This is a genomic window from Pseudomonas sp. FW215-R2, from assembly GCF_058789255.1.
In genome coordinates this window covers 423,946-446,578 of record NZ_JBYTBO010000002.1, presented here as the reverse complement: position 1 = coordinate 446,578, position 22,633 = coordinate 423,946, and the positions used below count along the sequence as shown (strand labels likewise).

The following is a 22,633-nucleotide window of genomic DNA, read 5'->3' as shown; positions in this document are numbered from 1 at the left end:
AATATTTCTACAACACTCAGGAGGCCCAAGCCTTGGACGTCGGTGAACGACTGCAATCGATCCGCAAGCTCAAAGGGCTTTCCCAGCGTGAACTCGCCAAGCGCGCGGGCGTCACCAACAGCACCATTTCGATGATCGAAAAGAACAGTGTCAGCCCTTCGATCAGTTCGCTGAGGAAGGTGCTGGGCGGGATTCCCATGTCAATGGTCGAATTCTTTTCCGAAGAGATCCTGCAGGAAAAACCGACCCAGATCGTCTACAAGGCCAACGAGCTGATCGACATTTCCGACGGCGCCGTGACCATGAAACTGGTCGGCCGCGCGCACCCGAGCCGGGCCATCGCGTTCCTCAATGAAATCTATCCGCCGGGCGCCGACACTGGCGAAGAAATGCTCACCCACGAAGGCGAGGAAACCGGGATTCTGGTGGAAGGAAGACTGGAGCTGGTGGTGGGCCTTGAAACTTTTATCCTCGAAGCCGGCGACAGCTACTACTTTGAAAGTACCAAGCCGCATCGTTTCCGTAATCCGTTCGACTCGCCTGCGCGACTAATCAGCGCAGCCACGCCGGCGAATTTTTAAACCGAGAGACGCCAGGCCAGTGCGGCAAAGGTGTCCGGACTGTTTGACCGATGCGCAACAAGACCCCTTTAACTTTGGGGTTGTTTCAGTGTGGCGGGCTAACCGCTATACTTGCGCCCGCCTGCGAACCGTGGCCGCAGGCGTGAATAGCCACCATTGAGGGTGAACGCGTGAATCTAATTATGAAAATGCTGGCTGCACCAGCAACCGTACTGGCCCTCTGGGCTGTCAGCGCTCAAGCTGCGACGAATGACGACATTGCCAAACGCCTCGAGCCCGTCGGCCAGGTCTGTGTTCAAGGGCAAGAGTGCAAGGGGATGGAAGTCGCTGCTTCGGCAGGCGGCGGTGGCGGCGCCAAGACGCCGGACGAAGTGATTGCCAAACATTGCAACGCTTGCCACGGAACCGGCCTGTTGGGCGCACCGAAAATCGGTGACGCAGCAGCCTGGAAAGACCGTGCCGATCACCAGGGCGGCCTCGACGGCCTGCTGGCCAAAGCCATCACCGGCCTGAACTCGATGCCTCCGAAAGGCACCTGCGCCGATTGCTCGGATGACGAGCTGAAGGGCGCCATCCAGAAGATGTCCGGCCTGAAATAAGGTGCACTTCTGACGAAAAAAACCGTCTTCGGACGGTTTTTTTGTGCCTGCGATTCAGGCCCGAGGCTGTTCATTGCAGCAAACAACCGGCAATCTCGGTCGTACCTCTATTCACGGAACGGGCGGGAGGCTTCAGATGGTGCAGTTGTGTTCGATCGAACAGGCAGTGGACGACGTACTGGCTCGGTTGCCGGCGCACATCCACATGGGTCTGCCGCTGGGGCTGGGCAAACCCAATCTCTTCGTCAACGCGCTGTACCGGCGCATCGCCGGTTTGCCGGAGCGGCAACTGACGATCTACACCGCGCTGTGCCTCGGCCGGCCTTCGTTGGGCGACGGTTTGCAGAAGCGCTTCATCGAACCCTTCGTCGAGCGGGTGTTCGGTGATTACCCGGAGCTGGATTTCCTTGCTGACCTGCACCGCGACAGCCTGCCGGCCAACATCCGCATCGAGCAATTCTTCATGCAGCCCGGCAGCCTGCTCAACAGCGCGCCGGCCCAGCAGGACTACGTCAGCAGCAACTACAGCCATGCAGCCCGCGACATCTACGCCGCCGGGCTGAACCTGGTGGCGCAGTTGCTCGCCAGCAGCAGCGAACATCCTGATCGCTTGAGCCTGAGCTGCAATCCGGACATCACCCTCGACCTGTTCCCGATGATCGCCAAACGCCGGGCGGCGGGGGAGACCGTTCTGCTGGTCGGCCAGGTGCACACCGAGTTGCCGTACATGCCGGGCGACGCCGAAGTCGAAATTGACACCTTCGACCTGCTGATTGATGAGAAGGACAACAGCACGCTGTTTTCCACGCCGAACATGCCCGTCGGGTTTCAGGACCACTTCATCGGCCTGCACGCCAGTACGTTGGTGCGCGACGGCGGCACCTTGCAGATCGGCATTGGCTCGATGGGTGACGCGCTGACCGCTGCGTTGCTGGCGCGTCAGGCCGACAATGTAGGCTACCGGGAGTTGCTGGCCGATGTGAATCTCAGCCAGTGGGCGCAATTGATCGAGCGCGAGGGCGGCATCGAACCGTTCGCCAAGGGCCTTTACGGTTGCAGCGAAATGTTCGTCAACGGCCTGCTGGTGCTGGCGGACGCCGGGATCATCCGGCGCAAGGTCTACCCGGACGTGCAGACCCAACAACAGGCCAACGCCGGCAACCTCGACGAGGCGGCGCAAACCGACGGCATTTCAGTGCACGGCGGCTTTTTCCTCGGGCCGCGCAGTTTCTATGAGCGCTTGCGTGAGCTGCCCCACAGCAAACGCCTCGAATTCAACATGACCCGCATCAGCTACATCAACGAGCTGTACGGTCAGGAAGAACTCAAACGCCTGCAGCGCCTTGATGCACGATTCATCAACACCGCATTCACCATGACCCTGCTCGGAGCCGGGGTGTCCGATCAGCTACAGGATGGCCGGGTGCTCAGCGGCGTCGGCGGGCAGTACAACTTCGTTGCCCAGGGCCATGCGCTGCACGATGCGCGTTCGATACTGCTGCTGCGCAGCTGGCGCGAGTCCGGCGGTGACGTCAGTTCGAACATTGTCTGGGAATATGGCCACTGCACGATTCCACGGCACCTGCGGGATATCGTGGTCACCGAGTACGGCATCGCCGATCTGCGTGGTAAGTCCGATGCGGTGGTGATTGAAGCGCTGCTCAATATCAGTGACTCGCGCTTTCAGCAGGGTCTGATCGAGCAGGCACAGAAGGTCGGCAAACTGCCGAAGGATTTCCGCCTCGATCCACGCTTTACCGACAACACCCCGCAACGCTTGCAGGCGATTGCCGCACGGCATCCGAATCTGTTTCCGGAATATCCGCTGGGCTGCGATTTCAATGAGGTCGAGAAGGATTTGCTGCGGGCGCTGAACTGGCTGAAGAGCAAGTTCAAACTGACCGAGATTCTGGAGCTGGGCAAGGCAGCGCTGGATGCGCCGGAGGCTTCGCTGTATCCGGAGCATCTGGCGCGCATGCAGCTCACCCACCCGGAAGGTCTGAAAGAAGACCTGTTTCAGCGGTTGTTGCTCACTGGCCTGAAGGCCACCGCGCAATAACTGTCCACCCCCAAAACAACGGTGGGAGCCAGCAAGCTGGCTCCCACAGAAGTCCTGCGGTGTTACGGGTTACTCGATGAAAGTAACCACGCCATCCTTCAGCGATTTCACGCGAGCCAGCGACTCGACGCGGTAACCCTGCGAATCCAGCTCCGCACGGCCGCCCTGGAACGACTTCTCGATCACGATGCCCAGGCCCGCGACGGTGGCGCCGGCTTGCTTGATGATCGAAATCAGCGCCTGGGACGCCTTACCGTTGGCCAGGAAGTCGTCGATGATCAGCACGCGGTCGCTGCTGGTCAGGTGACGCGGGGAGATGGCCACGGTGCTTTCGGTTTTCTTGGTGAACGAGTAAACGGTCGCCGACAGCAGGTTTTCAGTCAGGGTCAGGGACTGTTGCTTGCGGGCGAAGATCACCGGCACACCGAGGTTCAGACCGGTCATGATCGCCGGGGCGATGCCCGACGCTTCGATGGTGACGATTTTGGTGATGCCGGAATCCTTGAACAGCGAGGCGAATTCGTCGCCGATCAGCTTCATCAGGGCCGGGTCGATCTGGTGGTTCAGGAAGGCGTCGACCTTCAGGACCTGGTCGGAAAGCACGATGCCTTGTTCGCGGATTTTCTGGTGCAATGCTTCCATGAAGCTGTCCTCATTTGGCGCTTTGTGCGCCGAAGGTCTAGTAAAAAGTGGTCAATTCTAGCGCTTTAACATCGCGCGTATATCAGCCAATGCGCTATTGCCCCGCACGGCTTTGACTTCGGTCGGTGTGTCGTCGTTGCCTTCCCAGGCCAGGTCGTCCGGCGGCAGCTCATCGAGGAAGCGGCTTGGCGCGCAGTCGATGATCTCGCCGTACTGTTTACGCTTGGCGGCGAAGGTGAACGCGAGGGTCTGGCGTGCGCGGGTGATGCCCACGTAGGCCAGGCGGCGCTCTTCTTCGATGGTGTCGGCTTCGATGCTGGAGCGGTGCGGGAGGATTTCCTCTTCCATGCCCATGATGAACACGTAAGGGAATTCCAGGCCCTTGGACGCATGCAGGGTCATCATCTGCACGCCTTCGGCGCCGTCTTCCTCTTCCTGCTGACGTTCCAGCATGTCACGCAGGACGAGTTTGCCGATGGCGTCCTCGACGGTCATTTCGCCGTCTTCGTCTTTTTCCAGGGTGTTCTTCAAGGCTTCGATCAGGAACCAGACGTTGCTCATCCGGTAGTCCGCCGCCTTGTCGCTGGAGCTGTTGGTGCGCAGCCAGTTCTCGTAGTCGATGTCCATGACCATGCTGCGCAGGGCGGAGATCGGGTCTTCGCCGGCGCACTGCTCGCGCACCTTGTCCATGAAGCGCTTGAAGCGCGACAGGCGATCGGTGAAGCGGCTGTCCAGATGCTCGCCGAGGCCGAGTTCGTCGGTGGCGGCGTACATCGATATCTTGCGTTCGGTGGCGTAGTTGCCGAGTTTTTCCAGGGTCGTCGAGCCGATCTCGCGGCGCGGCACGTTGATCACGCGCAGGAAGGCGTTGTCGTCGTCCGGGTTCACGATCAGGCGGAAGTAGGCCATCAGGTCTTTCACTTCCTGGCGGCCGAAGAAGCTGTTGCCGCCGCTCAGACGGTACGGCACCTGATGGTGCTGCAGTTTCAGCTCGATCAGCTTGGCCTGGTAGTTGCCGCGATAGAGGATCGCGAAATCACTGTACGGGCGATCGGTGCGCAAGTGCAGGCTGAGGATCTCCATCGCCACGCGTTCGGCTTCGGCGTCCTCGTTGCGGCAGCGGATCACGCGGATCTCGTCGCCGTGGCCCATCTCACTCCACAGCTGCTTTTCGAATTCGTGCGGGTTGTTCGAGATCAGTACGTTGGCACAGCGCAGGATGCGGCTGGTGGAGCGATAGTTCTGCTCCAGCATCACCACTTTCAGGGACGGATAGTCGTCCTTGAGCAGCATCAGGTTTTCCGGCCGCGCGCCGCGCCAGGCGTAGATCGACTGGTCGTCGTCGCCTACTACGGTGAACTGGTTGCGCTTGCCGATGAGCATTTTCACCAGCAGGTACTGGCTGGCGTTGGTGTCCTGGTATTCGTCGACCAGCAGGTAACGCACCTTGTTCTGCCACTTTTCGAGGATGTCGGCGTGCTCTTCGAAGAGCTTCACCGGCAGCAGGATCAGGTCGTCGAAGTCCACCGCGTTGAACGCCTTGAGCGTGCGCTGGTAGTGGGTGTAGACGATGGCGGCGGTCTGTTCCTTGGGGTTGCGGGCGTTTTCCAGGGCTTCGGCCGGCAGGATCAGGTCGTTCTTCCAGGCGCCGATCATGTTCTTGATCTCGTCGACGCCGTCGTCGCCCGCGTATTCCTTCTGCATGATGTCGGTCATCAGCGACTTGACGTCGGTTTCGTCGAAGATCGAGAAACCGGGTTTGTAGCCCAGCCGTTCATGTTCCTTGCGGATGATGTTCAGGCCCAGGTTGTGGAAGGTGCAGACCGTCAGGCCACGACCTTCGCCGGCACGCAGCAGGGTGCCGACCCGTTCCTTCATCTCGCGCGCGGCCTTGTTGGTGAAGGTCATGGCGACGATGTACTGGGCACGGATGCCGCAGTTCTGGATCAGGTGCGCGATTTTGCGCGTGATCACGCTGGTCTTGCCGGAGCCAGCACCGGCGAGCACCAATAGAGGGCCGCCGACGTAGTTCACGGCTTCTTGCTGCCGGGGATTGAGTCGGGACATACGAAAATTCGGGAGTCGTTGACGAAATGGGCCGGCATTTTAACAGGCTCAGCGATTTGTGCTGCTCTCTCCGACTTGTGACGCAGCACGCGATTCAAATTTGCCGGTTTTGTTACTTTCACGCAGGATGCGCGGTGATTTTGCGGCTAATGTTCTCATTCGTGACACAAAATAACGTTTTGATAACCGTTGTCATTTGGTCATTGGTTGGCAGAACGGCATAATGCCCGCCGCCCACATCATTGCAGAGTCTAGGGAGTCAGCTTGACTACGCCTGTCGAACCCTTGCGTTTGCTGCTACTGGCCGAAGAGCCAGCGTGGACAGCGTTATTGCGCGAGTGTCTGGCTCCGTTGGGGAGTGCGGCGGTGCTGATCAGCGCGCCGAACTGGGAGTCGGTCAGCAGTCTGTTCGAAGACAACCGCCATGCGGTGTTGTTGACCGTTCCTGCTTTGCAGCCGGCGCCCGGCCGGTGCAACCTGCCGACGGTGTTGCTGCTGGAGCACGAGCCGGCGACCGCACCCGATGGCGTCAGTGACTGGCTGGTGTTCGATGCCCTCGATGCCGGCATGCTTCGCCGTTGCCTGCGCCATGTGCGCGAACGCGGCGTGCTGGAAAACACCCTGCAACGCCTGGCCGAACAGGATCCCTTGACCGGCATCGCCAACCGTCAGGGTTTCCAGACCCTGCTCACGGCTCGGCTGGCCGAAAACGACGGTCGCGGCCTGGCCCTCGGGCACCTCGATCTCGACAACTTTCGTCACGCCAACGACGCCCTCGGCCATCAGGCCGGCGACCGCCTGATCCTGCAAGTCGTCGCACGGCTGAAAAGCCAGCTGGAGGCCGGCGATCAACTGGCGCGCCTGGGCAGCGACGAATTCGCCTTGCTGATCGACACCCGCCGCGCCCCGCAACGGGCTGAATGGATGGCCGAACGCATCACCGAAGCCTTGGCCGAACCTTACTGGGTCGATGGCGAAAGCCTGCTGATCGGCTCCAGCCTCGGTATCGCCCATGCCCGCGCCCAGGGCGGCGCCGATCCGTTGATGTGGCACGCACACATCGCCATGCAACAGGCGAAGAGCACGCAAGGCTGCACCTTTCACATCTTCAACGAGCGGATCAACCGCAATGCGCGAAGCATGGCCGACCTCGAAAGCGAGCTGCGCCGGGCCTTGCGTCGCGATGAGCTGGAGCTGCATTACCAGCCGCGTCTGAACATGCAGGACGGCCAGATTGTCGGCCTCGAAGCGCTGGTGCGCTGGCGTCACAGTGAGCGCGGCTTGCTGCCACCGAGCGAATTCGTGCCGCTGGCCGAGCAGAGCGGTCTGATCGTGCCGCTGGGTTACTGGGTGATTTCCCGGGCTCTGCGTGACATGCAGGCCTTGCGCGAACGCGGATTGCCGGCGCTGCACATGGCGATCAACCTGTCGTTCCGCCAGTTCCAGGACAGCCAGTTGCTGCCGACGCTCAGTCGTCTGATCGCCGAGCGCGGTGTCGAGGCGCAGTGGCTGGAATTCGAACTCACCGAAACCGCCGTGATGCGCCGCAGCGATCTGGTCAAACAGACCATGGACGCCCTCGGCCGCCTCGGCGTGCGCTTCTCGCTGGATGACTTTGGCACCGGATTCTCGTCGTTCGTGCACCTCAACAGCCTGCCGATCACCTTGCTGAAGATCGACAAGAGCTTCGTCGGCGGCATGGAACAGCGCGAAGAAAACCGCAAACTGGTGCACGCGATGATCAACCTCGCGCACAACCTGCACCTGGAAGTGGTGGCCGAAGGGGTGGAAACCCCGGAGCAGATGGAGTTGCTGCGCGGGTTCGGCTGCGATCAGGTGCAGGGGTATCTGATCAGCAAGCCGTTGCCGCTGGCGGAGCTGGTTGAATACCTGACCTTCGATGCGAGTCAGCAGCCGCCGCTGGAAATCGTGGTTTAACCACAGAACCCTGTGGGAGCAAGCCTGCCCCCACAGGGAAACACCTATTCAGGTTGGGCGACTGCGAACGGCTTTGAGGGTGCAGGCTCCAGGCGAATCATCCGCTTCATTTTCCATTCGAACGCCAGCGTCAGGCTGATCGCCGCGCAGGCCAGCCCCAGCGCCAGTCCCCACCAGACGCCAGTTGGCCCCCAATGCAGATGGAACGCCATCAGCCACGCCGCCGGCGCGCCGATCAGCCAGTAGCAACCGAGCCCGACCAGAAACGTGGTTTTGGCATCCTTCAGCCCACGAATACAGCCCATGGCAATGGTCTGCGTGCCGTCGAACAGCTCGAACCACGCTGCCACAGCCAGCAGGCTCACGGCCAGACGAATCACCTCGGCAAAGGCCGGGTCGTTATGGTCGAGGAACAAACCGACCAGCTGATTCGGCAGCAACCAGAACACCATCGCAAACCCCAGCATCACCACTGCACCGAAGACGATGCCGACCCGCCCGGACATCCGCGCATCGTTCAATTGTCCGGCGCCGTAATGCTGGCCGACGCGCATGGTGATCGCATACGACATCCCCGCCGGCACCATGAACGCCACCGAGACGATTTGCAGAGCGATCTGATGCGCCGCCAGTTGCGTACTGCCCATGGTGCCCATGCACAGCGCCGCGAAAGCGAACAACCCGACCTCCACCGCGTAGGTGCCTCCGATCGGCAGACCCAGGCGCCAGAGTTCTTTCAGGTACTGCCGGTTCGGCCGCGACAGGCCCTCGCGCAGCGGGTAAGCGTCATAGGCCGGATGCCGACGGATATGCCACGCCAGCGCCAGTGCCATGCAGTTGGCGACAATCGCCGTGACCAGTCCGATACCGGTCAGCCCCAGCTTTGGCAGGCCGAACATGCCGGTGATCAGCGCGTAATTGAGCAGGAAGTTGGCCACGGTGCCGGCGAGGCTGATGACCATCACCGGTGTCGCCCGGCCGATGGCGCTGGTGAAGCCGCGCAGGGCCATGAAGCTCAGGTAGCCGGGCAGGGCAAACGGCAGCGCGATCAGAAACTGCCCGGCCGCGTTGACGTTGGTCTCGGTCTGGCCGAACAGCAACAGCACCGGTTTCAGATTCCACAGCAGCAGCCCGGCACCGAGCGCCATCAGCCACGCCAGCCACAACCCGGCCTGGGTCAGTTTGGCGGCGCCGATAATATCGCCGGCGCCCTGACGGATCGCGACCAGGGTGCCGACCGCCGCGATCACGCCGATGCAGAAAATCGACACGAACGAATAGCTCGCCGCGCCCAGACCGCCACCGGCCAGCGCTTCGGGGCTGAGGCGGGCCATCATCAGGGTGTCGGTCAGCACCATCAGCATGTGTGCCAACTGCGAGGCAATCAACGGCCCCGCCAGCCGCAGGATGGCCCAGAGTTCGGTACGCACAGGACGCTGCATGGTGTTCACATCCGTATAAAGAGGGAGCAAGAGACCGTCGATTCTCAGGGTTTGGCGCGGCTTGCACAAAGGGATAAAAAGGATGGGTGGCATGATTAAAACTCATCCAGGAGCAATTCTGCTAAGTTGGCGCAATCCCGCCATTGGAGCGCTGTCCATGTCCCGTCGCCTTCCACCCTTGTATGCCCTGCGCGCATTCGAAGCGGCGGCACGCCACAGTTCGTTCACCCGGGCAGCCGAGGAGTTGTCGATCACTCAGAGTGCGGTGAGCCGGCATATCCGCACGCTCGAAGAGCACTTCGCCTGTCGGCTGTTCCATCGCAGCGGACGCAATTTGCAACTGACCGAATCGGCGCGCTTGCTGCTGCCGGGCATCCGCGAGGGGTTCGCCGCGCTGGAGCGAGCCTGCAATACCTTGCGCGCCGAAGATGACATCCTGCGCATGAAGGCCCCGTCGACCCTGACCATGCGCTGGTTGCTGGCGCGGCTCAGTCGCTTCCGCCATTTGCAGCCGGGCAATGAAGTGCAACTGACCAGTGCCTGGATGGACGTGGATTCGGTGGACTTCAACAACGAACCTTTCGATTGCGCGGTGCTGCTGAGCGACGGGCATTTTCCGTCGGACTGGGAGGCCAGCCTGCTGTTCCCGGAAGAGCTGATTCCGGTCGGCGCCCCGAGTCTTTTGCACGACCAGCCCTGGGATGTGATGCGACTGGCCAGCGCCGAATTGCTGCACCCGACGCCGGATCGCCGCGACTGGCGCAGTTGGCTGGAGCACATGGGACTGTCGGATCAGGTATCGCTCAAGGGCGGGCAGGTGTTCGATACCCTGGAACTGGGGATGATCGCGGCGGCCCGGGGTTATGGCGTGTCGATGGGCGATTTGTTGATGGTGGCCGAAGATGTCGCGCAAGGGCGTTTGAGTCTGCCGTGGCCGACGGCAGTTGCCAGTGGCCTGAATTATTACCTGGTGTGGCCAAAGACCCGTCCGGGAGGTGAACGTTTGCGCCGGCTCAGCGACTTCCTGCAAGGCGAAGTCCACGCCATGGTGTTGCCGCCGGTCACGCGCTTGAGCTGAAACGTTCGAGCCGCCACAATGCCGGCCTTCGGCCATAACCCCGCTGTGCACTCAAGTATTCGGCTTTACCGCCGAATACGTGCAAGTGGGACCGTCGTGCCGGTTCCAGGCTTCACCCCCATTATTAGAATTTTCCGAGCCGCGATCAGGGAGGATCCGCAGACTCGGCCAGGAGCTGTCCATGTCTCAACCTCGCGCCCGGATCGCCTCGCAGCTGGGCCTCGCGCTCGCCGTGATACTGGCGGTTGTCATCAGTGGCAGTACGGTGTTCGCCCTGCGTTCGCTGGACACCGCCAACCTCGCCACCCGTGAAGAACACCTGGCCAGCGAGGCACGTCTGCTCGCCGACCAGTTGAGCACCTTCCACGGCACGCTGCGTGAAAGCACCCAGCGCCTGAGCGGGTTGTTCGAGAAGCGCTTCAGCGCGGGCCTGAGCATTCACCCGAGCGAGCCGGTCAGTGTGGCGGGCACCCAGACCCCGGGCCTGCACCTGGGCAGCGAAGTGTTGAACAACAACTTCAAGGAAGTCGACGAGTTCAAGCAGATGACGGCGGGCGTTGCCACGCTGTTCGTGCGCAGCGGCGAAGACTTCGTGCGGGTCAGTACCTCGCTGACCAAACAGGACGGCACTCGCGCCATCGGCACCTTGCTGGATCACGCTCACCCGGCCTACGCAAAGTTGATGGCGGGCCAGGGCTACGTCGGCCGCGCGCTGCTGTTTGATCGTTCCTACATGACTCAGTACACCCCGGTGCGTGACAGCAGCGGCAAGGTGATCGCGGTGTTGTTCGTCGGCTTCGATTACACCGACGCGCAAAACGCCCAGTTCGATAACCTCAAGCGTTTCCGCATCGGCCAGAGCGGCTCCCTGGCGCTGCTGGACGAACAAAACAAGTGGCTGGTTGCGCCAGCGGGCGTGCAGGCGCCGGATCAAGCGGTCCCGGTGGTCAACGGTCTGGCGAAGACGCCGGGCAAGGGCCGGTTCTGGAGCGACAAGTCCGAAGACTTCTACAGCATCGCCGTACCGTTCGAGGGTGGACCGTGGTCGGTGGTGGCGAGCATGCCGAAATCCGAGATCCGCGAAGTGACCTGGAGCGTTGGCATCCAGTTGGCCATCGGCAGCCTGCTGGCGATGCTGATTGCGGTCGGTTCGGCGGTGTGGCTGCTGCGCAGCAAACTGCAACCACTGGGTGATCTGGTGCGTCAGGCGGAAGCCCTGGGTGCCGGCGATCTGAGCGTGCGCCTGAACGTTTCGAGCAACGATGAAATCGGTCAGTTGGCCCGTGCCTTCAACCAGATGAGCCAGGCGCTGTCGACCATGGTCGAGCACATCCGCCGCGCTTCGGAAGAGGTCAACAGCCGTGCGCAGGCGCTGTCCGGTTTGTCCGGCGGCGCGTATGAAGGCATGGAGCAGCAGTCCGGCGAGATCACCAGCATGGCGGGTGCGGTTGAAGAGTTCTCCGCCACCTCGCTGAACATTGCCGACAACATGGGCAACACTCAGCGTCTGGCCCAGGAAAATGCCCAGCAGACCCAGATCGGTCGCAGCTCGATGGAAGAAGCGTCGTCCTCGCTGGAGCAGATTGCCGGCGCGCTGAACACCACCGCGACTGTAATCAACACGCTCGGTCAGCGCTCCCAGGAAATCGGCGGCATCGTCAGCGTGATCACCTCGATTGCCGAACAGACCAACCTGCTGGCACTCAACGCTGCGATTGAAGCGGCCCGTGCCGGTGAACAGGGTCGCGGTTTTGCTGTGGTGGCTGACGAGGTGCGCAATCTGGCGTCGCGTACCCGTCAGGCGACTGACGAAATCTCCGGGATGATCCACAGCATCCAGCAGGAAACCGGCAACGCCATCAGCACCATGGAGCAGGGCAACGTGCTGATGCAGGAAGGCCTGTCGCGCAATGCCAACGTCGCGTCGGCGCTGGCGCGGATCGATGAGCAGAGTCGTTCGGCGGGTCAGCAGTTCGCGGCGATCACCACCGCGACGCAGGAGCAGAGCAGCACCGCGACGTTGTTGAGCAGCAATCTGCAGAGCATCGCGATGGCCAACAGCGAGCAGCGCGAGGTGGTGTCGAACCTGGCCATTACGGCGAAGGAGCTGGAAAGCCTGGCGGCCGACCTGCGCCAAGAGGTCGACCGCTTCCGCTGAGAGGGCGTACCCGCTTACTGGTACGCGGAGAGGTCTTCGCTGGAGTCGACCTCTCCCCATTCACCCGTGTAGGCAACGGCTTCGACGGGAACCTGGCCAGCATCGATGACGCGCTGCAGCGTGTTGGTCATGTGCATCTTGTCGCGTTGTTCCGGGGTCAGTTCGGCTCGTAGCCGAACGACCTCTGCCCAGCCCTCGGGGGTGAAGCGCAGCAGTCCCATGTATTGGCCCTGAACTTCGTCCACCGATTGCGGCTTGTTGCCGATTTCCGCCAGCGTACCGGCGTCGGTCAGGCGGAACGTTTCGGCATCCAGCAACGGGTCGCCGAAACGTTGCGTCCACAGTTCCAGCCAGTTGGGGTCATAGGTCACCGCCAGTGATGCCGTGTTGGCCATCAACGACTGAACGGCCGCCGGGCTGTAGAAAATATCGGAATAACTCACGAGGCACGGCTGCCCCTGCAGCCACGATTCGGCGCAGGCCAGTGACGACACCATGTTGGTGTCCGCCCAGCGCGGGTTGTGAAACTCGATCAGGCCACGGTCGGCCAGCAACTCACGCTTATAGCCGGTGACCACGGCGATTTCACTGATGCCGGCCGCGCGCAGGGACTCCAACTGCCATTCGAGCAGGGGTTTGCCCCGCAACTCGACCAGGCACTTGGGCCGCTCATCCGTGAGGCTTTTCATGCGACTGCCACGTCCGGCAGCCAGAATAATGGCTTTCACAACACGTCTATCCCGTGGGTTATTGAGAGGAGTGGGGTTCGCCGAACAACTGCCGGATTCGCTGAAGATCGTGGAAGGCAAAATCCGCTTCACGTTCCGGGTGCCACATCCAGCCTTCCCACGGCAGCTGAAGGTGGCGGACGGCTTCGATTTCCCCGTCTTCGCTACGGGCCATGACTTCAAACCCCTGCGGGCAACTGGCAGGAGCGAGGCCGTGATAGCTGTTCACTTCGGCGACGATCCGGCCGGACAACTGATGCCGGGTTCGCACATGACCGGTGACCGGTTTCAGCTCGCCGCCGGACCAGTGCGCCAGCATCTGCATGCCGCGACAAATGCCCAGCACTGGCAACTGACGCGCGCGCGCGTGATCCAGCAGCTCGCTTTCTGTACGGTCGCGGGCCGGGCACTGACCGATGTCATTGCCCCCCGACAGCACAATGGCGTGTGGCGCGACAGCCGCCAGCCAGTGATCGAGCGGCAAACCGTTGGGCACCGGCACCGGGACAAAACCGGCTGCCAGAAGGAAACCGATCAGTCGCTGATCCAGCGCATCACGGGTTTCTCCGCGTTCCGGATGACTGTCCACTCGCTGACTGACGGCGACAACCTTCATGTCATCATCTCCACCCGGCGGCCCGGGCAATCCAGGTGCAGGAAATCTGCGGTCGACCAGCGCCGGTAAAGCACTTCACCCGCACCAATGACGGCCGGCAAGCCCAGTTCGCCGGCACGGATCGCCATGTGCGAATTGGCACCGCCCCACGCTGTGATCAATCCGGCAATCGGGTAGGCGAACAGCCAGTCGAACCCCGGATCCGCGTTGGGAATGCAGACGATCGCCCCGGCGAGTTTGTCCCGGTCGTCGCACAGCACCACCGGCGCGGTCACGCGTTTCTGGGTGATGAAATTGGGCGCCGTTTCCGGCCACTCGAAACTCCAGACATCTTCCGGTCGGGTGATCACCGGCGGCAGGGAGACCTTGAGCGTCTCGGCATAGCGCGCCTTGCCCTGTTCGATGCTGCGCAGCAGCACTTCTTTCGGGTCCGCTGCCGCCACGTGCAGTTCGGTGAAGGCGCGGATATCGCAATAGGCCAGGTCTTCGCGACCGATGCCGTGCTCGGCACCGACTTGCGCAATCAATGCCAGCGCGTCGGAGAGATTGCGGGTGAAGTGAAACTTGGCCAGTTCCCGCAGTTCGATACCGTTCTGCAGGAAGTCCAGCAAACCGACCGGATCAGGCTGCAAACCATGGGCTTCGAGCAGTTTCACGATCTCGCGCATCTGTGGCAGCGTCAGCGAAAACGGTTGAAGCGGTTCCGGAGCGGCTGGACGTTGAGTCCAGTCGAAATAAAGCTCCGGCGCTTCATCGTAGCGGGGTGAAAGGATGTCGTAGGTGCCCGGTCGCAGATGCCCGTAACGCGCCAGGAAAGTCGTCTTGTCGAGCGTCGCCCGGTCGCGTGCCAATTGCCCGCTGACGGTGGAAACACCGGCCATGAACGCATCGTAGTCTGCCTGCGAAAACACGCCCACGGACACCAGCGACCTGAGCATCTGCACGGCGACGAAGCCGGCGCGCGCCAGACCGGCGAAGGGCAGGGTGCCGTAGCGTTTCGCATCTTCCAGCAGCCAGTAAATGCGCTCCAGCGGATCGGCATCGGAAGCCAGCAACTCATCGCGGCGGGCATTGAGCACATCGAGTTTGTTGGCATCGCTGCGCCACAGACCGTCCTTGGGGTGGACGATACGGTTGGTCAGCTTGCGCAGGCTGGTGCTGATCGCGTCCAGCTCGTGGGGCTGGAAGCCTGCATCGGCGAGGCGCTCCAGTTGTTGCGACAGATCCAGGGTGTAGCACGAGAACACGATCTCGAACTCGACCTTGTCGTGGAGTGTCGGTTCAGCCAGCAACCGATCGATGTAGTAGTCGACCAGCCGCCCGGCCAGATCTTCATCAAGGTCTGCCGGAATGAAGGAGTTGAACGACAAGCGCACATCGATATAGGGCAGGCCGAAAAAATGCGGCATCAGCGGAAAGCTGCGCAAGTTGCGGTAGCCGTAGTTGTGACGCTGATAGGCCCAGATGGAGTCGGTCACCAGGTCTCGGTACAGCGAGAGTGCCAACGGTTTGGGCCGGATACCGATGATCTCGGCCGGGTTCCAGTCAGGCATCACGCCATAGACCGTGCGCTGGCCGATCAGGAATGGATGTGGCCGCATGCCGCGCGCCACTTTGCGCTGAATGCTTTCCAGACGGGCCGATTGCTCTGCATCGGATTCCGGACGGGAAGGCAGAATCAGCGGCCGGGCCTGTAACAGCCAGAGCACTTCGCCTTCGGTTTCACGGGTGACTGCAAACTCGCAGTCGACAGGCCCGCCACCGAACAGCTCCAGCAACTCTTCGAGCAAGCCGACCACAGGCGCGAGCGCCGCTGGCGCTGAAACCTTGCTGTGGGCCGCCTGCTGCCAGAGCCGACCGCCCATGCCACCGGTCACCGAGGCCGTGTCGCTGCCTTCCGACCAGTTCACCACCCGATATGGCGCGCAGGTGTTGGGGTCGTGGGAAAACGCCACGCCGGAGCGCAGCACATTCCCCAGCATGGGCTGGACCAGGATCTCGTCCGACGGATACACCTCGCCATAACTGGCGATGACCTGTTCAACCGCCGAGGCCAGCCCTGTGTCATCGACATCCGGGATCGACAGGAAGGCGCCCGCGAAGGACGCCTGGGCGCTGTCCTCGCGTCCGCAACTGGAACGCACGATCCAGGGAGCGGCAGGCAGCCGCCCCCGGATAGCCTGGACACAGGCTTGCCGATCCCGTTGCCAGTCCGCCACGGTGAATGCCAGCAGCGGCGCAATGCGGGCCGACGCGAGTCGTCCTTGCAGGCTGGACAGCGTGCCGGCCTTGGTAGAGAAATGCAGGGCCATCAGGCGTTATCTCAGCTGAGCGACCCAAATGTTCGTCGAGTACGGAATCTGGATCGAAGGCGTCTTCAGGCCTTTCAGGTAGTCGTCGATGGCGCTGATCACTTCGTGGAAGTTCGCACCGGCCTGACGCTCCAGCGTGGCGTGGGAGCGCCAGGCTTCCAGGCATTCTTCGATGCTCTGCTCGTGAATGACACGGGCGTCCAGGTGTACGACCGGGCCGAACAGTTCGCTGGCGTCGATCACGGCCGTCTGGTCTTCGCGACGGGTGCCGTAGCCATAACCCGGTACGCGCTCCTTGATGATGGCTTCGATCCGGGCCTGGATCGGGTCTTCGAGATTGCGGTGGTTCCACATGCAGGCGAACCAGCCACGAGGCTTGAGAATGCGCGCGGTTTCTTTCAGGGCCTGCTGGCGGTCGCAGACGTTGAACGAGCTGCCGAAGGTGACCATGTCGAACGCCTGGGTCGCTTGACCGGTCACTTCGCCGGTGCCTTCGTGCCATTTGACATTGGCCAGCTCGGCGGTGCGCTTGATGCCGTTGGCGCGCATCGCATCGTTGGGCTCCACGGCGGTGACGTCCAGGCCACGAGCGGCCAGCATCAGCGTCAGGTGGGCAACGCCAGCACCCACGTCGCAGAACTTGTCACCCTGTTCGGCACCTGCGATCGAGAGCATCGCGTCGATGGCGGCATCGGCGTAGTCAGGACGCTTCAGATAGGCGTCGGCCAGGGTGGTGTAATCCCATTCGGTTTTCATACCAGATTCCTTGTATAAATTTTATTGAGTAAATCGTCTGCCAGGCTTTGCCCGGAGCGCAGGGGGTCGAATTCAACTAGCCAGTCCGCCGCTTGCGGTTCATCAATGGGCAGGTCAAGTCCGGCAACGTTGTTCAGTTCACCGGCATGAAACCGACGGTAGATGCCCTTGGGATCCCGGCGGCTGAGTTCCTCTACCGGTACTTTCAGGTAAACCTCGAAATAACCGGGCAGATGGGCGCGGTTCCACGCATGAACTTCACGAAACAGCGAGATCGTCGCGATCACCACGGTGTGGCCTTGCGCCGCGATCATTCTGCAGAGATGGGCGTATTGCATGGCCAGCGCGAGTCGACCTTCACGGCCATGGTTCTGCGAGTTGGCGGCGGTGGCGCCGAACACCTCGCGCAATTCATCGCCATCGAGCATCACAACCGATTGGCCATCGCTGCGCAGACGGGCAACGAGCTCACCGGCCAGCGTTGATTTGCCGGCGCCGGAAAGGCCCGTAATCCATATCACCTGCGCGCGAGGGTCACATTTCATAGCATTCTGACCAGTGTTCCGTGTGGGTAAATGGCGTTGAACCTTGCTGCAGGTTCAACGCGCTTTATCTGTGTTCAGTCACGTTCTTTGATATTGCCAAAGGAGTCGATGGTTAACTGGCAGAACATCGAATCATGCTTGTTTTCGATCAAGTCATGAAACACATCCTGCGGTAACGGCAAGTTGCGGTACTGCGTTTCGTAGAACTTCTTGTATATAAAGTAATTGTCGTCGGGGGACATCAGGCTGAAACCCAGTGCCAACTCTTTTAGTTCGTCGCCGTTTTTCGCAATGGGCAGCAGGTTATTCATCTGTTGCAGCCAGGCGTCGACAATCGGATTGCATTCATCGGAGGTCGGAACGTAATAGATTGGCAGCTTGCAAGAGTTGAGCATGAACGAAACACCACCGGTCGAGGCATCGGTAATGATGGTGTCGCACTGCTGGTAGAAAACCGTGCTGCTGGTGCCTGGCTCGTCTATGGTGATCCAGTCATACACAGAGAGCTGTTTGCACAGGTCCTTCAGGGTTGGATGCTCGAGGTCGGCCATGTACGGACGCAGGATGAACCGGGCATGTGCAATCTGTGACCTGACGGCATTGATCACGGTTTGCAGGTTTTCGTACAGCGATGCGCCACTTGGGCAAATGCCCAATTGGGTCGGCAACAGCCCGACAACGTAGTCCCCCGACGCCTTGTTCGACACCGGAGCGGACTCGAAGAACCGGGGGACCTTGATTGGCAACGTCGCGACCGGACTTGTCTTGCGCATGTCGGTGCGCAATGCAATGCCATCGGCAATCAGGGATTTCAGGGCTTTTCTGTCGGGTCTGTAGCGTTGCAGGCCGGTTTTGATCAGGTCAAAACCTGATCGGGATGAAGCAATGACCACGTCCCAATAGGACGTCAGTTCGGCGTAGTAATACTTGTCCTTGGTCGGCATTCCGATATTGCCGTGGGTCATGAAGATGCCAAAGTTCGAATCGTCGAGCAGGCGGCCAACCCAGGCGTCGTTTGAAATGACGATTTGTGATTCCAGGTTCGAAATCTCTTCTACACCTACCTGCTGAACCGGGTAGTCGAGGATCTCTTCTGCCTCTTGCCGGCTCAGCCCCGTCTTGTCTGTTTGCAGGACGATGCAGTTGTAGGTGTTGCGCAGGGCATTGAGCGCAGGGATCAGGTATTCGAGGTATGTTTTGCCGCCACGGGTGACATTGCTGATCAGATAGACGTTTTTCATTATTGATTGGTACTTATAAAATTTGCCGTGGCAAAACAAAGTTGGATCAGCTAGGTGCGCGTGGACAATTAATTGATTGATATTGTCTTGGCGCGTTCGCCATCGAAATCTGTCATCGGCAGTTGTTTTAAGTCTGCCGTCTCATGACGATTTTAATTGATCAAGTATATTGCGCCCGGTGGGCTGAAGAGATCTTTTCCATGATGTGCCGCCTCCATTTTATATTGCTTTAAAGTTTGAGCTTTTAACTAAAGGCTCTGGTGCCTGATGAAGAGCGCCGTCGTTATATCACATCTTGGCTAATGGCTATCAGCGTGCGCGGACTTTATTTTCAGCCGGCACAGACCACTTGCAAACAGCCTGTCCATACCGTCATTGCGTCGCTGGGCGATACTGAAGCGCTTCGGCCAGATGTTCGCGGGAGATGGCATCAACCTTCTCTATATCGGCCAGTGTCCGTGCAACCTTGAGCAACCGATGCGCCGAACGCAGTGAAAGTGTCAGCCGTTCGCATGCAGACTCCAGCCAGTGTTCATCGGTTGTGGATAACTTGCAGTGTCTACGCAACCCCGGCAAATCCAGAAATGCATTGGCGCAGCCTTGACGCTTTTGCTGTCGCTCCCGGGCTTCGGCGACCTGAATCGCTGCACTGGCGCTGTCCTCGCCGGGTTTGATTGCCGGGTTCAATGCAGTGGCTTCCCTTGCAACGGTCAGGTGCAGGTCGATCCGGTCGAGCAACGGCCCTGACAGCTTGTTGCGATAACGCTGCACCATGTCCGGGGTGCACGAGCAACGCCCCGTTGGCTCGCCAAGATATCCACAAGGGCACGGGTTCATCGCCGCGACCAGTTGAAAACGTGCGGGGAAGCGCACGCGATCCTTTGCGCGCGCGATGACGATATGCCCGGACTCCAGGGGTTCGCGCAGAACCTCCAGTACCTTGCGATCAAACTCAGGGAGTTCGTCGAGAAACAGCACGCCGTGGTGGGCGAGGGTGATTTCGCCGGGCTGAGGTTTTGAGCTGCCACCGACCAGTGCCGGTCCGGAGGCCGAATGGTGAGGTTGGCGAAAGGGCCGTTGCGGCCAATGGGTGAGCGGGGCGCCACTGGCGACCGACTGAATCGCAGCCACTTCCAGCGCCTCACTCTCGGCCAGAGGCGGAAGCAACCCCGGCAATCGACTGGCCAGCAACGTCTTGCCCGTTCCCGGCGGCCCGCTGAGCAGCAGGTTATGCGCGCCCGCCGCCGCTATCAGCAGCGCCCGCTTGGCGGCCAGTTGACCCTGAACTTCATTCAGGTCGGGATAGGGTCTGGTGGCATGGATCAACCCGTCCGAAACATAAGGTTCGATCGGCGTATGCCCATTGAAATGCGCCACCGCCTCCAGCAGATGATCCACCGCGATCACCTTCAGCCCTGATGCCAGGCACGCTTCTTCGGCATTCGCCCGCGGAACCATCAGCGTCCGCCCGGCCTTGCGCGCCGCCAGTGCCGCCGGCAATACCCCGCGCACCGCCCGCACCGCACCGGACAACGCCAGTTCACCCAGGCATTCCACGTCATCCAGCGTCAGCGTCGGCACTTGCACACTCGCCGACAGAATCCCCAGCGCAATCGCCAGATCGAACCGCCCGCCATCCTTGGGCAAATCCGCCGGGGCCAGATTCAGCGTGATCCGCCGCGCCGGAAACTGCAGCCCGGAATTGATGATCGCACTGCGCACCCGATCCTTGCTCTCCTTCACTGCTGCCTCCGGCAACCCGACCATGGTCAGCGAGGGCAAACCATTGGCCAGGTGGACTTCGACGGTGACGGCGGGAGCATCCACGCCAATCTGGGCGCGACTGTGGACGATGGCGAGGGACATGGGCATTCCTTGGGTTGAATCGGGGGCCGCTTCCTGCGGGTTTTTGAAGGGTAGTCGGGGAGGACGGTGTTGGAGGGATGGTTGCTTGGGCAAACTTTCACTGGATGTTGCGGGGCAGAACTGAGGAAGCCCTCTCCAGCATTGCAAGCAGATGTGCCGGGTTTTCTTGTAGGAAATGCTGAAGTTTTTTGTGGGGCTTAGATGGGCTGAGTAGTCCGTTTCCTAAAATATTGAGAGACCATTGTGAAACCTCAATGGGCCATTTGCTTTCAAGGATTCCACGAATAAACTCAAGATTAATGCATAACGTTAAGCTTTAAATTATGATCGTTAGCTTTAAGTGTTCTGAAACCGAATACCTGTTCTGCAGCGGTAAAACCCGTTTCTGGTCAGCCATATTGAGTGTCGCGGAACGTAAGCTGACGATGCTTGATGCGGCAGCTGTACTCGCTGATTTACGATCTCCTCCAGGTAATCGACTCGAGGCTCTGGAGGGGGATCGAAAAGGGCAGTACAGCATTCGAATCAACGCCCAATGGCGAATCTGCTTCGTTTGGGGCCTCAATGGACCCGAGGATGTCGAAATCGTCGATTATCACTGAGGTGAGTATGACTAAGAATGGTATGCGCCCGGTTCATCCAGGCGAGATCCTCAAGGAGGAATACCTGGAGCCTCTGAACCTGACAGCTGCTGCATTGGCCAGAGCTTTGAGTGTCTCCACGCCAACGGTGAATGACATCGTCCTGCAGCGCCGAGGTGTCAGCGCGGATATGGCGCTCCGGCTTTCCATATGCCTGGATACCACCCCTGAGTTTTGGCTCAACCTGCAATCGACTTACGATCTGCGCAAGGCCGAGATTGAACGGGGGGCATCAATTAGAGATCAAGTTGAGCGACTTGCTCGCTGTGCCTGATCGCTACAAAAGAAAGAACCCCACGTTGAATGACGTGGGGTTCTTTTTATTCGGTTTCTGAAGGTGGCGTCAGCTTCGCTTCCATCTCAGCCACTTTCGCCTCAAGGCTCTCAAGCCGAGCGCGAGTGCGCGCCAGCACCACCATCTGACTATCAAACTCTTCGCGGCTCACCAGATCCAGTTTGCTGAAGGCGCTTTGCAGCAGCATCTTGAACTGGCTTTCGATTTCGGCTTTTGGCAATGGCGTGTCGCCGCTGAACAGGCGGGAGGCGGTGCCGCTCAGGGCGTCGAGGAAGTCTTTGGGCGCGAGCATGGGATATGTCCTGGAAACAATGGCCGGCAGTGTATCACGCAGTGTCTATAGTCATTTGCGTTGGCCGGGATGCACGCTTTTCGCGCAAAAGGACGAACGGCTGCGCACCGTTGTTGTGCGTATCCCGTGTGCCATTTCGGTGATGGCATCTTCGGCAGCGGCCAAGGGATTGAAATCAGGGGATTTTGGCGAGATGGCAAGCTTTCTGCTTAGTCGGTAGTGACCCATGCACTGATGCAGTCGCTGTGACGAATGCAGTGCGGCAGGCGGAGCGGGGAGTTTCGTCAGCAGCGGTTAGCTGGCGTCAGTCGGGCAGGTAGGGCCGACGATGCGTTACAAAGCCAGGCACTGCGCTTAGACTTGAGTCGGGTTTGTTTTCCTGGGGCAAGTCCACCAATTCGGGAGAGAGTTTCATGAAGCTAGTCACTGCCATCATCAAGCCGTTCAAGTTGGACGACGTGCGCGAGTCGCTGTCCGAAATCGGCGTGCAGGGCATTACCGTTACTGAAGTCAAAGGCTTCGGGCGGCAGAAGGGTCACACCGAGCTGTATCGCGGCGCGGAGTACGTGGTCGATTTTCTGCCCAAGGTGAAAATCGACGTTGCCATCGACGACAAGGATCTGGATCGGGTTATCGAGGCGATAACCAAGGCTGCCAACACCGGCAAGATCGGTGACGGCAAGATCTTCGTGGTCAATCTGGAACAGGCGATTCGCATCCGTACCGGCGAAACCGATACCGACGCGATCTAAACGCCGCCACAAACCCAACGCCCCA

At 60.5% G+C, this 22,633-nt stretch carries 20 protein-coding genes; 9 read left to right on the top strand and 11 right to left on the bottom strand.

The genetic code is table 11. From position 1 onward, the window contains the following. Positions 1-32: 32 nt before the first annotated feature. The 3 genes from AC3WRD_RS04610 to AC3WRD_RS04600 all read left to right on the top strand — a co-directional run bounded on the left by AC3WRD_RS04610 (position 33) and on the right by AC3WRD_RS04600 (position 3,239). On the top strand, positions 33-581 hold the full coding sequence (locus AC3WRD_RS04610; RefSeq protein ID WP_096817305.1) for a cupin domain-containing protein: 549 nt from the start codon (positions 33-35) through the stop codon (positions 579-581). 182 nt (positions 582-763) lie between these two features. Next, positions 764-1,180, top strand: a complete 417-nt coding sequence (locus tag AC3WRD_RS04605) for a c-type cytochrome (protein WP_025112727.1) — start codon at positions 764-766, stop codon at positions 1,178-1,180. Positions 1,181-1,316: 136 nt separating this feature from the next. After that, a complete protein-coding gene (locus AC3WRD_RS04600; RefSeq protein WP_102620716.1) occupies positions 1,317-3,239 on the top strand; it encodes an acetyl-CoA hydrolase/transferase C-terminal domain-containing protein in 1,923 nt (640 codons plus the stop codon). Positions 3,240-3,308: 69 nt separating this feature from the next. On the opposite strand, the gene AC3WRD_RS04595 is transcribed toward AC3WRD_RS04600, so the two are convergent. Beyond that, a complete protein-coding gene (locus tag AC3WRD_RS04595) occupies positions 3,309-3,881 on the bottom strand; it encodes a xanthine phosphoribosyltransferase (RefSeq protein ID WP_007920398.1) in 573 nt (190 codons plus the stop codon). 57 nt (positions 3,882-3,938) lie between these two features. Next, on the bottom strand, positions 3,939-5,948 hold the full coding sequence (rep, locus tag AC3WRD_RS04590; RefSeq protein ID WP_085731399.1) for a DNA helicase Rep: 2,010 nt from the start codon (positions 5,946-5,948) through the stop codon (positions 3,939-3,941). Between the two features lie 264 nt (positions 5,949-6,212). Between rep and AC3WRD_RS04585 the strand changes: the two genes are divergently transcribed. Continuing rightward, a complete protein-coding gene (locus tag AC3WRD_RS04585; RefSeq protein ID WP_096817309.1) occupies positions 6,213-7,886 on the top strand; it encodes a putative bifunctional diguanylate cyclase/phosphodiesterase in 1,674 nt (557 codons plus the stop codon). Positions 7,887-7,930: 44 nt separating this feature from the next. Here AC3WRD_RS04585 and AC3WRD_RS04580 read toward each other — a convergent pair whose 3' ends face one another. Continuing rightward, complete coding sequence (locus AC3WRD_RS04580) at positions 7,931-9,328, bottom strand: NorM family multidrug efflux MATE transporter (RefSeq protein WP_096817311.1); 1,398 nt, start codon at positions 9,326-9,328, stop codon at positions 7,931-7,933. Positions 9,329-9,485: 157 nt separating this feature from the next. Here AC3WRD_RS04580 and AC3WRD_RS04575 point away from each other — a divergent pair, with 157 nt between their 5' ends. Both AC3WRD_RS04575 and AC3WRD_RS04570 read left to right on the top strand, forming a co-directional pair. Beyond that, entirely contained in the window at positions 9,486-10,406 is a 921-nt protein-coding gene (locus AC3WRD_RS04575) for a LysR substrate-binding domain-containing protein (protein WP_102620717.1), read from the top strand. A gap of 181 nt (positions 10,407-10,587) precedes the next feature. Continuing rightward, positions 10,588-12,564 (top strand): methyl-accepting chemotaxis protein, encoded by a 1,977-nt coding sequence (locus AC3WRD_RS04570; protein ID WP_102620718.1) that lies wholly within the window; start codon positions 10,588-10,590, stop codon positions 12,562-12,564. Between the two features lie 14 nt (positions 12,565-12,578). Here the strand turns inward: AC3WRD_RS04570 and AC3WRD_RS04565 are convergent, their stop codons facing one another. From AC3WRD_RS04565 to AC3WRD_RS04535, 7 genes are all read right to left on the bottom strand, one after another. Continuing rightward, positions 12,579-13,292, bottom strand: a complete 714-nt coding sequence (locus AC3WRD_RS04565; RefSeq protein ID WP_102620719.1) for a phosphocholine cytidylyltransferase family protein — start codon at positions 13,290-13,292, stop codon at positions 12,579-12,581. A gap of 19 nt (positions 13,293-13,311) precedes the next feature. Continuing rightward, a complete protein-coding gene (locus AC3WRD_RS04560) occupies positions 13,312-13,908 on the bottom strand; it encodes a gamma-glutamyl-gamma-aminobutyrate hydrolase family protein (RefSeq protein ID WP_102620720.1) in 597 nt (198 codons plus the stop codon). Next, on the bottom strand, positions 13,905-16,220 hold the full coding sequence (locus AC3WRD_RS04555) for a PEP-utilizing enzyme (RefSeq protein ID WP_102620721.1): 2,316 nt from the start codon (positions 16,218-16,220) through the stop codon (positions 13,905-13,907). The genes AC3WRD_RS04560 and AC3WRD_RS04555 overlap by 4 nt, the downstream gene beginning before the upstream one ends. A gap of 6 nt (positions 16,221-16,226) precedes the next feature. Beyond that, the gene (locus AC3WRD_RS04550) at positions 16,227-16,976 is read right to left on the bottom strand and encodes a class I SAM-dependent methyltransferase (protein WP_096817321.1); all 750 of its coding nucleotides are present in this window, start codon (positions 16,974-16,976) and stop codon (positions 16,227-16,229) included. Next, on the bottom strand, positions 16,973-17,521 hold the full coding sequence (locus tag AC3WRD_RS04545) for an adenylyl-sulfate kinase (protein ID WP_096817323.1): 549 nt from the start codon (positions 17,519-17,521) through the stop codon (positions 16,973-16,975). Before AC3WRD_RS04545 ends, AC3WRD_RS04550 begins: the two co-directional genes overlap by 4 nt. A gap of 74 nt (positions 17,522-17,595) precedes the next feature. Next, positions 17,596-18,801, bottom strand: coding sequence for a hypothetical protein (locus AC3WRD_RS04540; RefSeq protein ID WP_244142421.1), 1,206 nt, complete (start codon positions 18,799-18,801; stop codon positions 17,596-17,598). 333 nt (positions 18,802-19,134) lie between these two features. Continuing rightward, positions 19,135-20,628 (bottom strand): YifB family Mg chelatase-like AAA ATPase, encoded by a 1,494-nt coding sequence (locus tag AC3WRD_RS04535; protein WP_102620722.1) that lies wholly within the window; start codon positions 20,626-20,628, stop codon positions 19,135-19,137. Between the two features lie 323 nt (positions 20,629-20,951). Between AC3WRD_RS04535 and AC3WRD_RS04530 the strand changes: the two genes are divergently transcribed. Further along, the gene (locus AC3WRD_RS04530; RefSeq protein WP_096817328.1) at positions 20,952-21,230 is read left to right on the top strand and encodes a type II toxin-antitoxin system RelE/ParE family toxin; all 279 of its coding nucleotides are present in this window, start codon (positions 20,952-20,954) and stop codon (positions 21,228-21,230) included. Between the two features lie 7 nt (positions 21,231-21,237). Beyond that, positions 21,238-21,543 carry a HigA family addiction module antitoxin gene (locus AC3WRD_RS04525; RefSeq protein ID WP_096817330.1) on the top strand — a complete coding sequence of 102 codons (306 nt, stop codon included), beginning with the start codon at positions 21,238-21,240 and terminating at the stop codon, positions 21,541-21,543. A gap of 46 nt (positions 21,544-21,589) precedes the next feature. On the opposite strand, the gene AC3WRD_RS04520 is transcribed toward AC3WRD_RS04525, so the two are convergent. Beyond that, positions 21,590-21,856 carry an accessory factor UbiK family protein gene (locus tag AC3WRD_RS04520; RefSeq protein ID WP_102620723.1) on the bottom strand — a complete coding sequence of 89 codons (267 nt, stop codon included), beginning with the start codon at positions 21,854-21,856 and terminating at the stop codon, positions 21,590-21,592. A gap of 413 nt (positions 21,857-22,269) precedes the next feature. Here AC3WRD_RS04520 and glnK point away from each other — a divergent pair, with 413 nt between their 5' ends. Then, positions 22,270-22,608, top strand: a complete 339-nt coding sequence (gene glnK, locus AC3WRD_RS04515) for a P-II family nitrogen regulator (protein ID WP_002555808.1) — start codon at positions 22,270-22,272, stop codon at positions 22,606-22,608. The last annotated feature ends 25 nt before the right edge of the window (positions 22,609-22,633 follow it).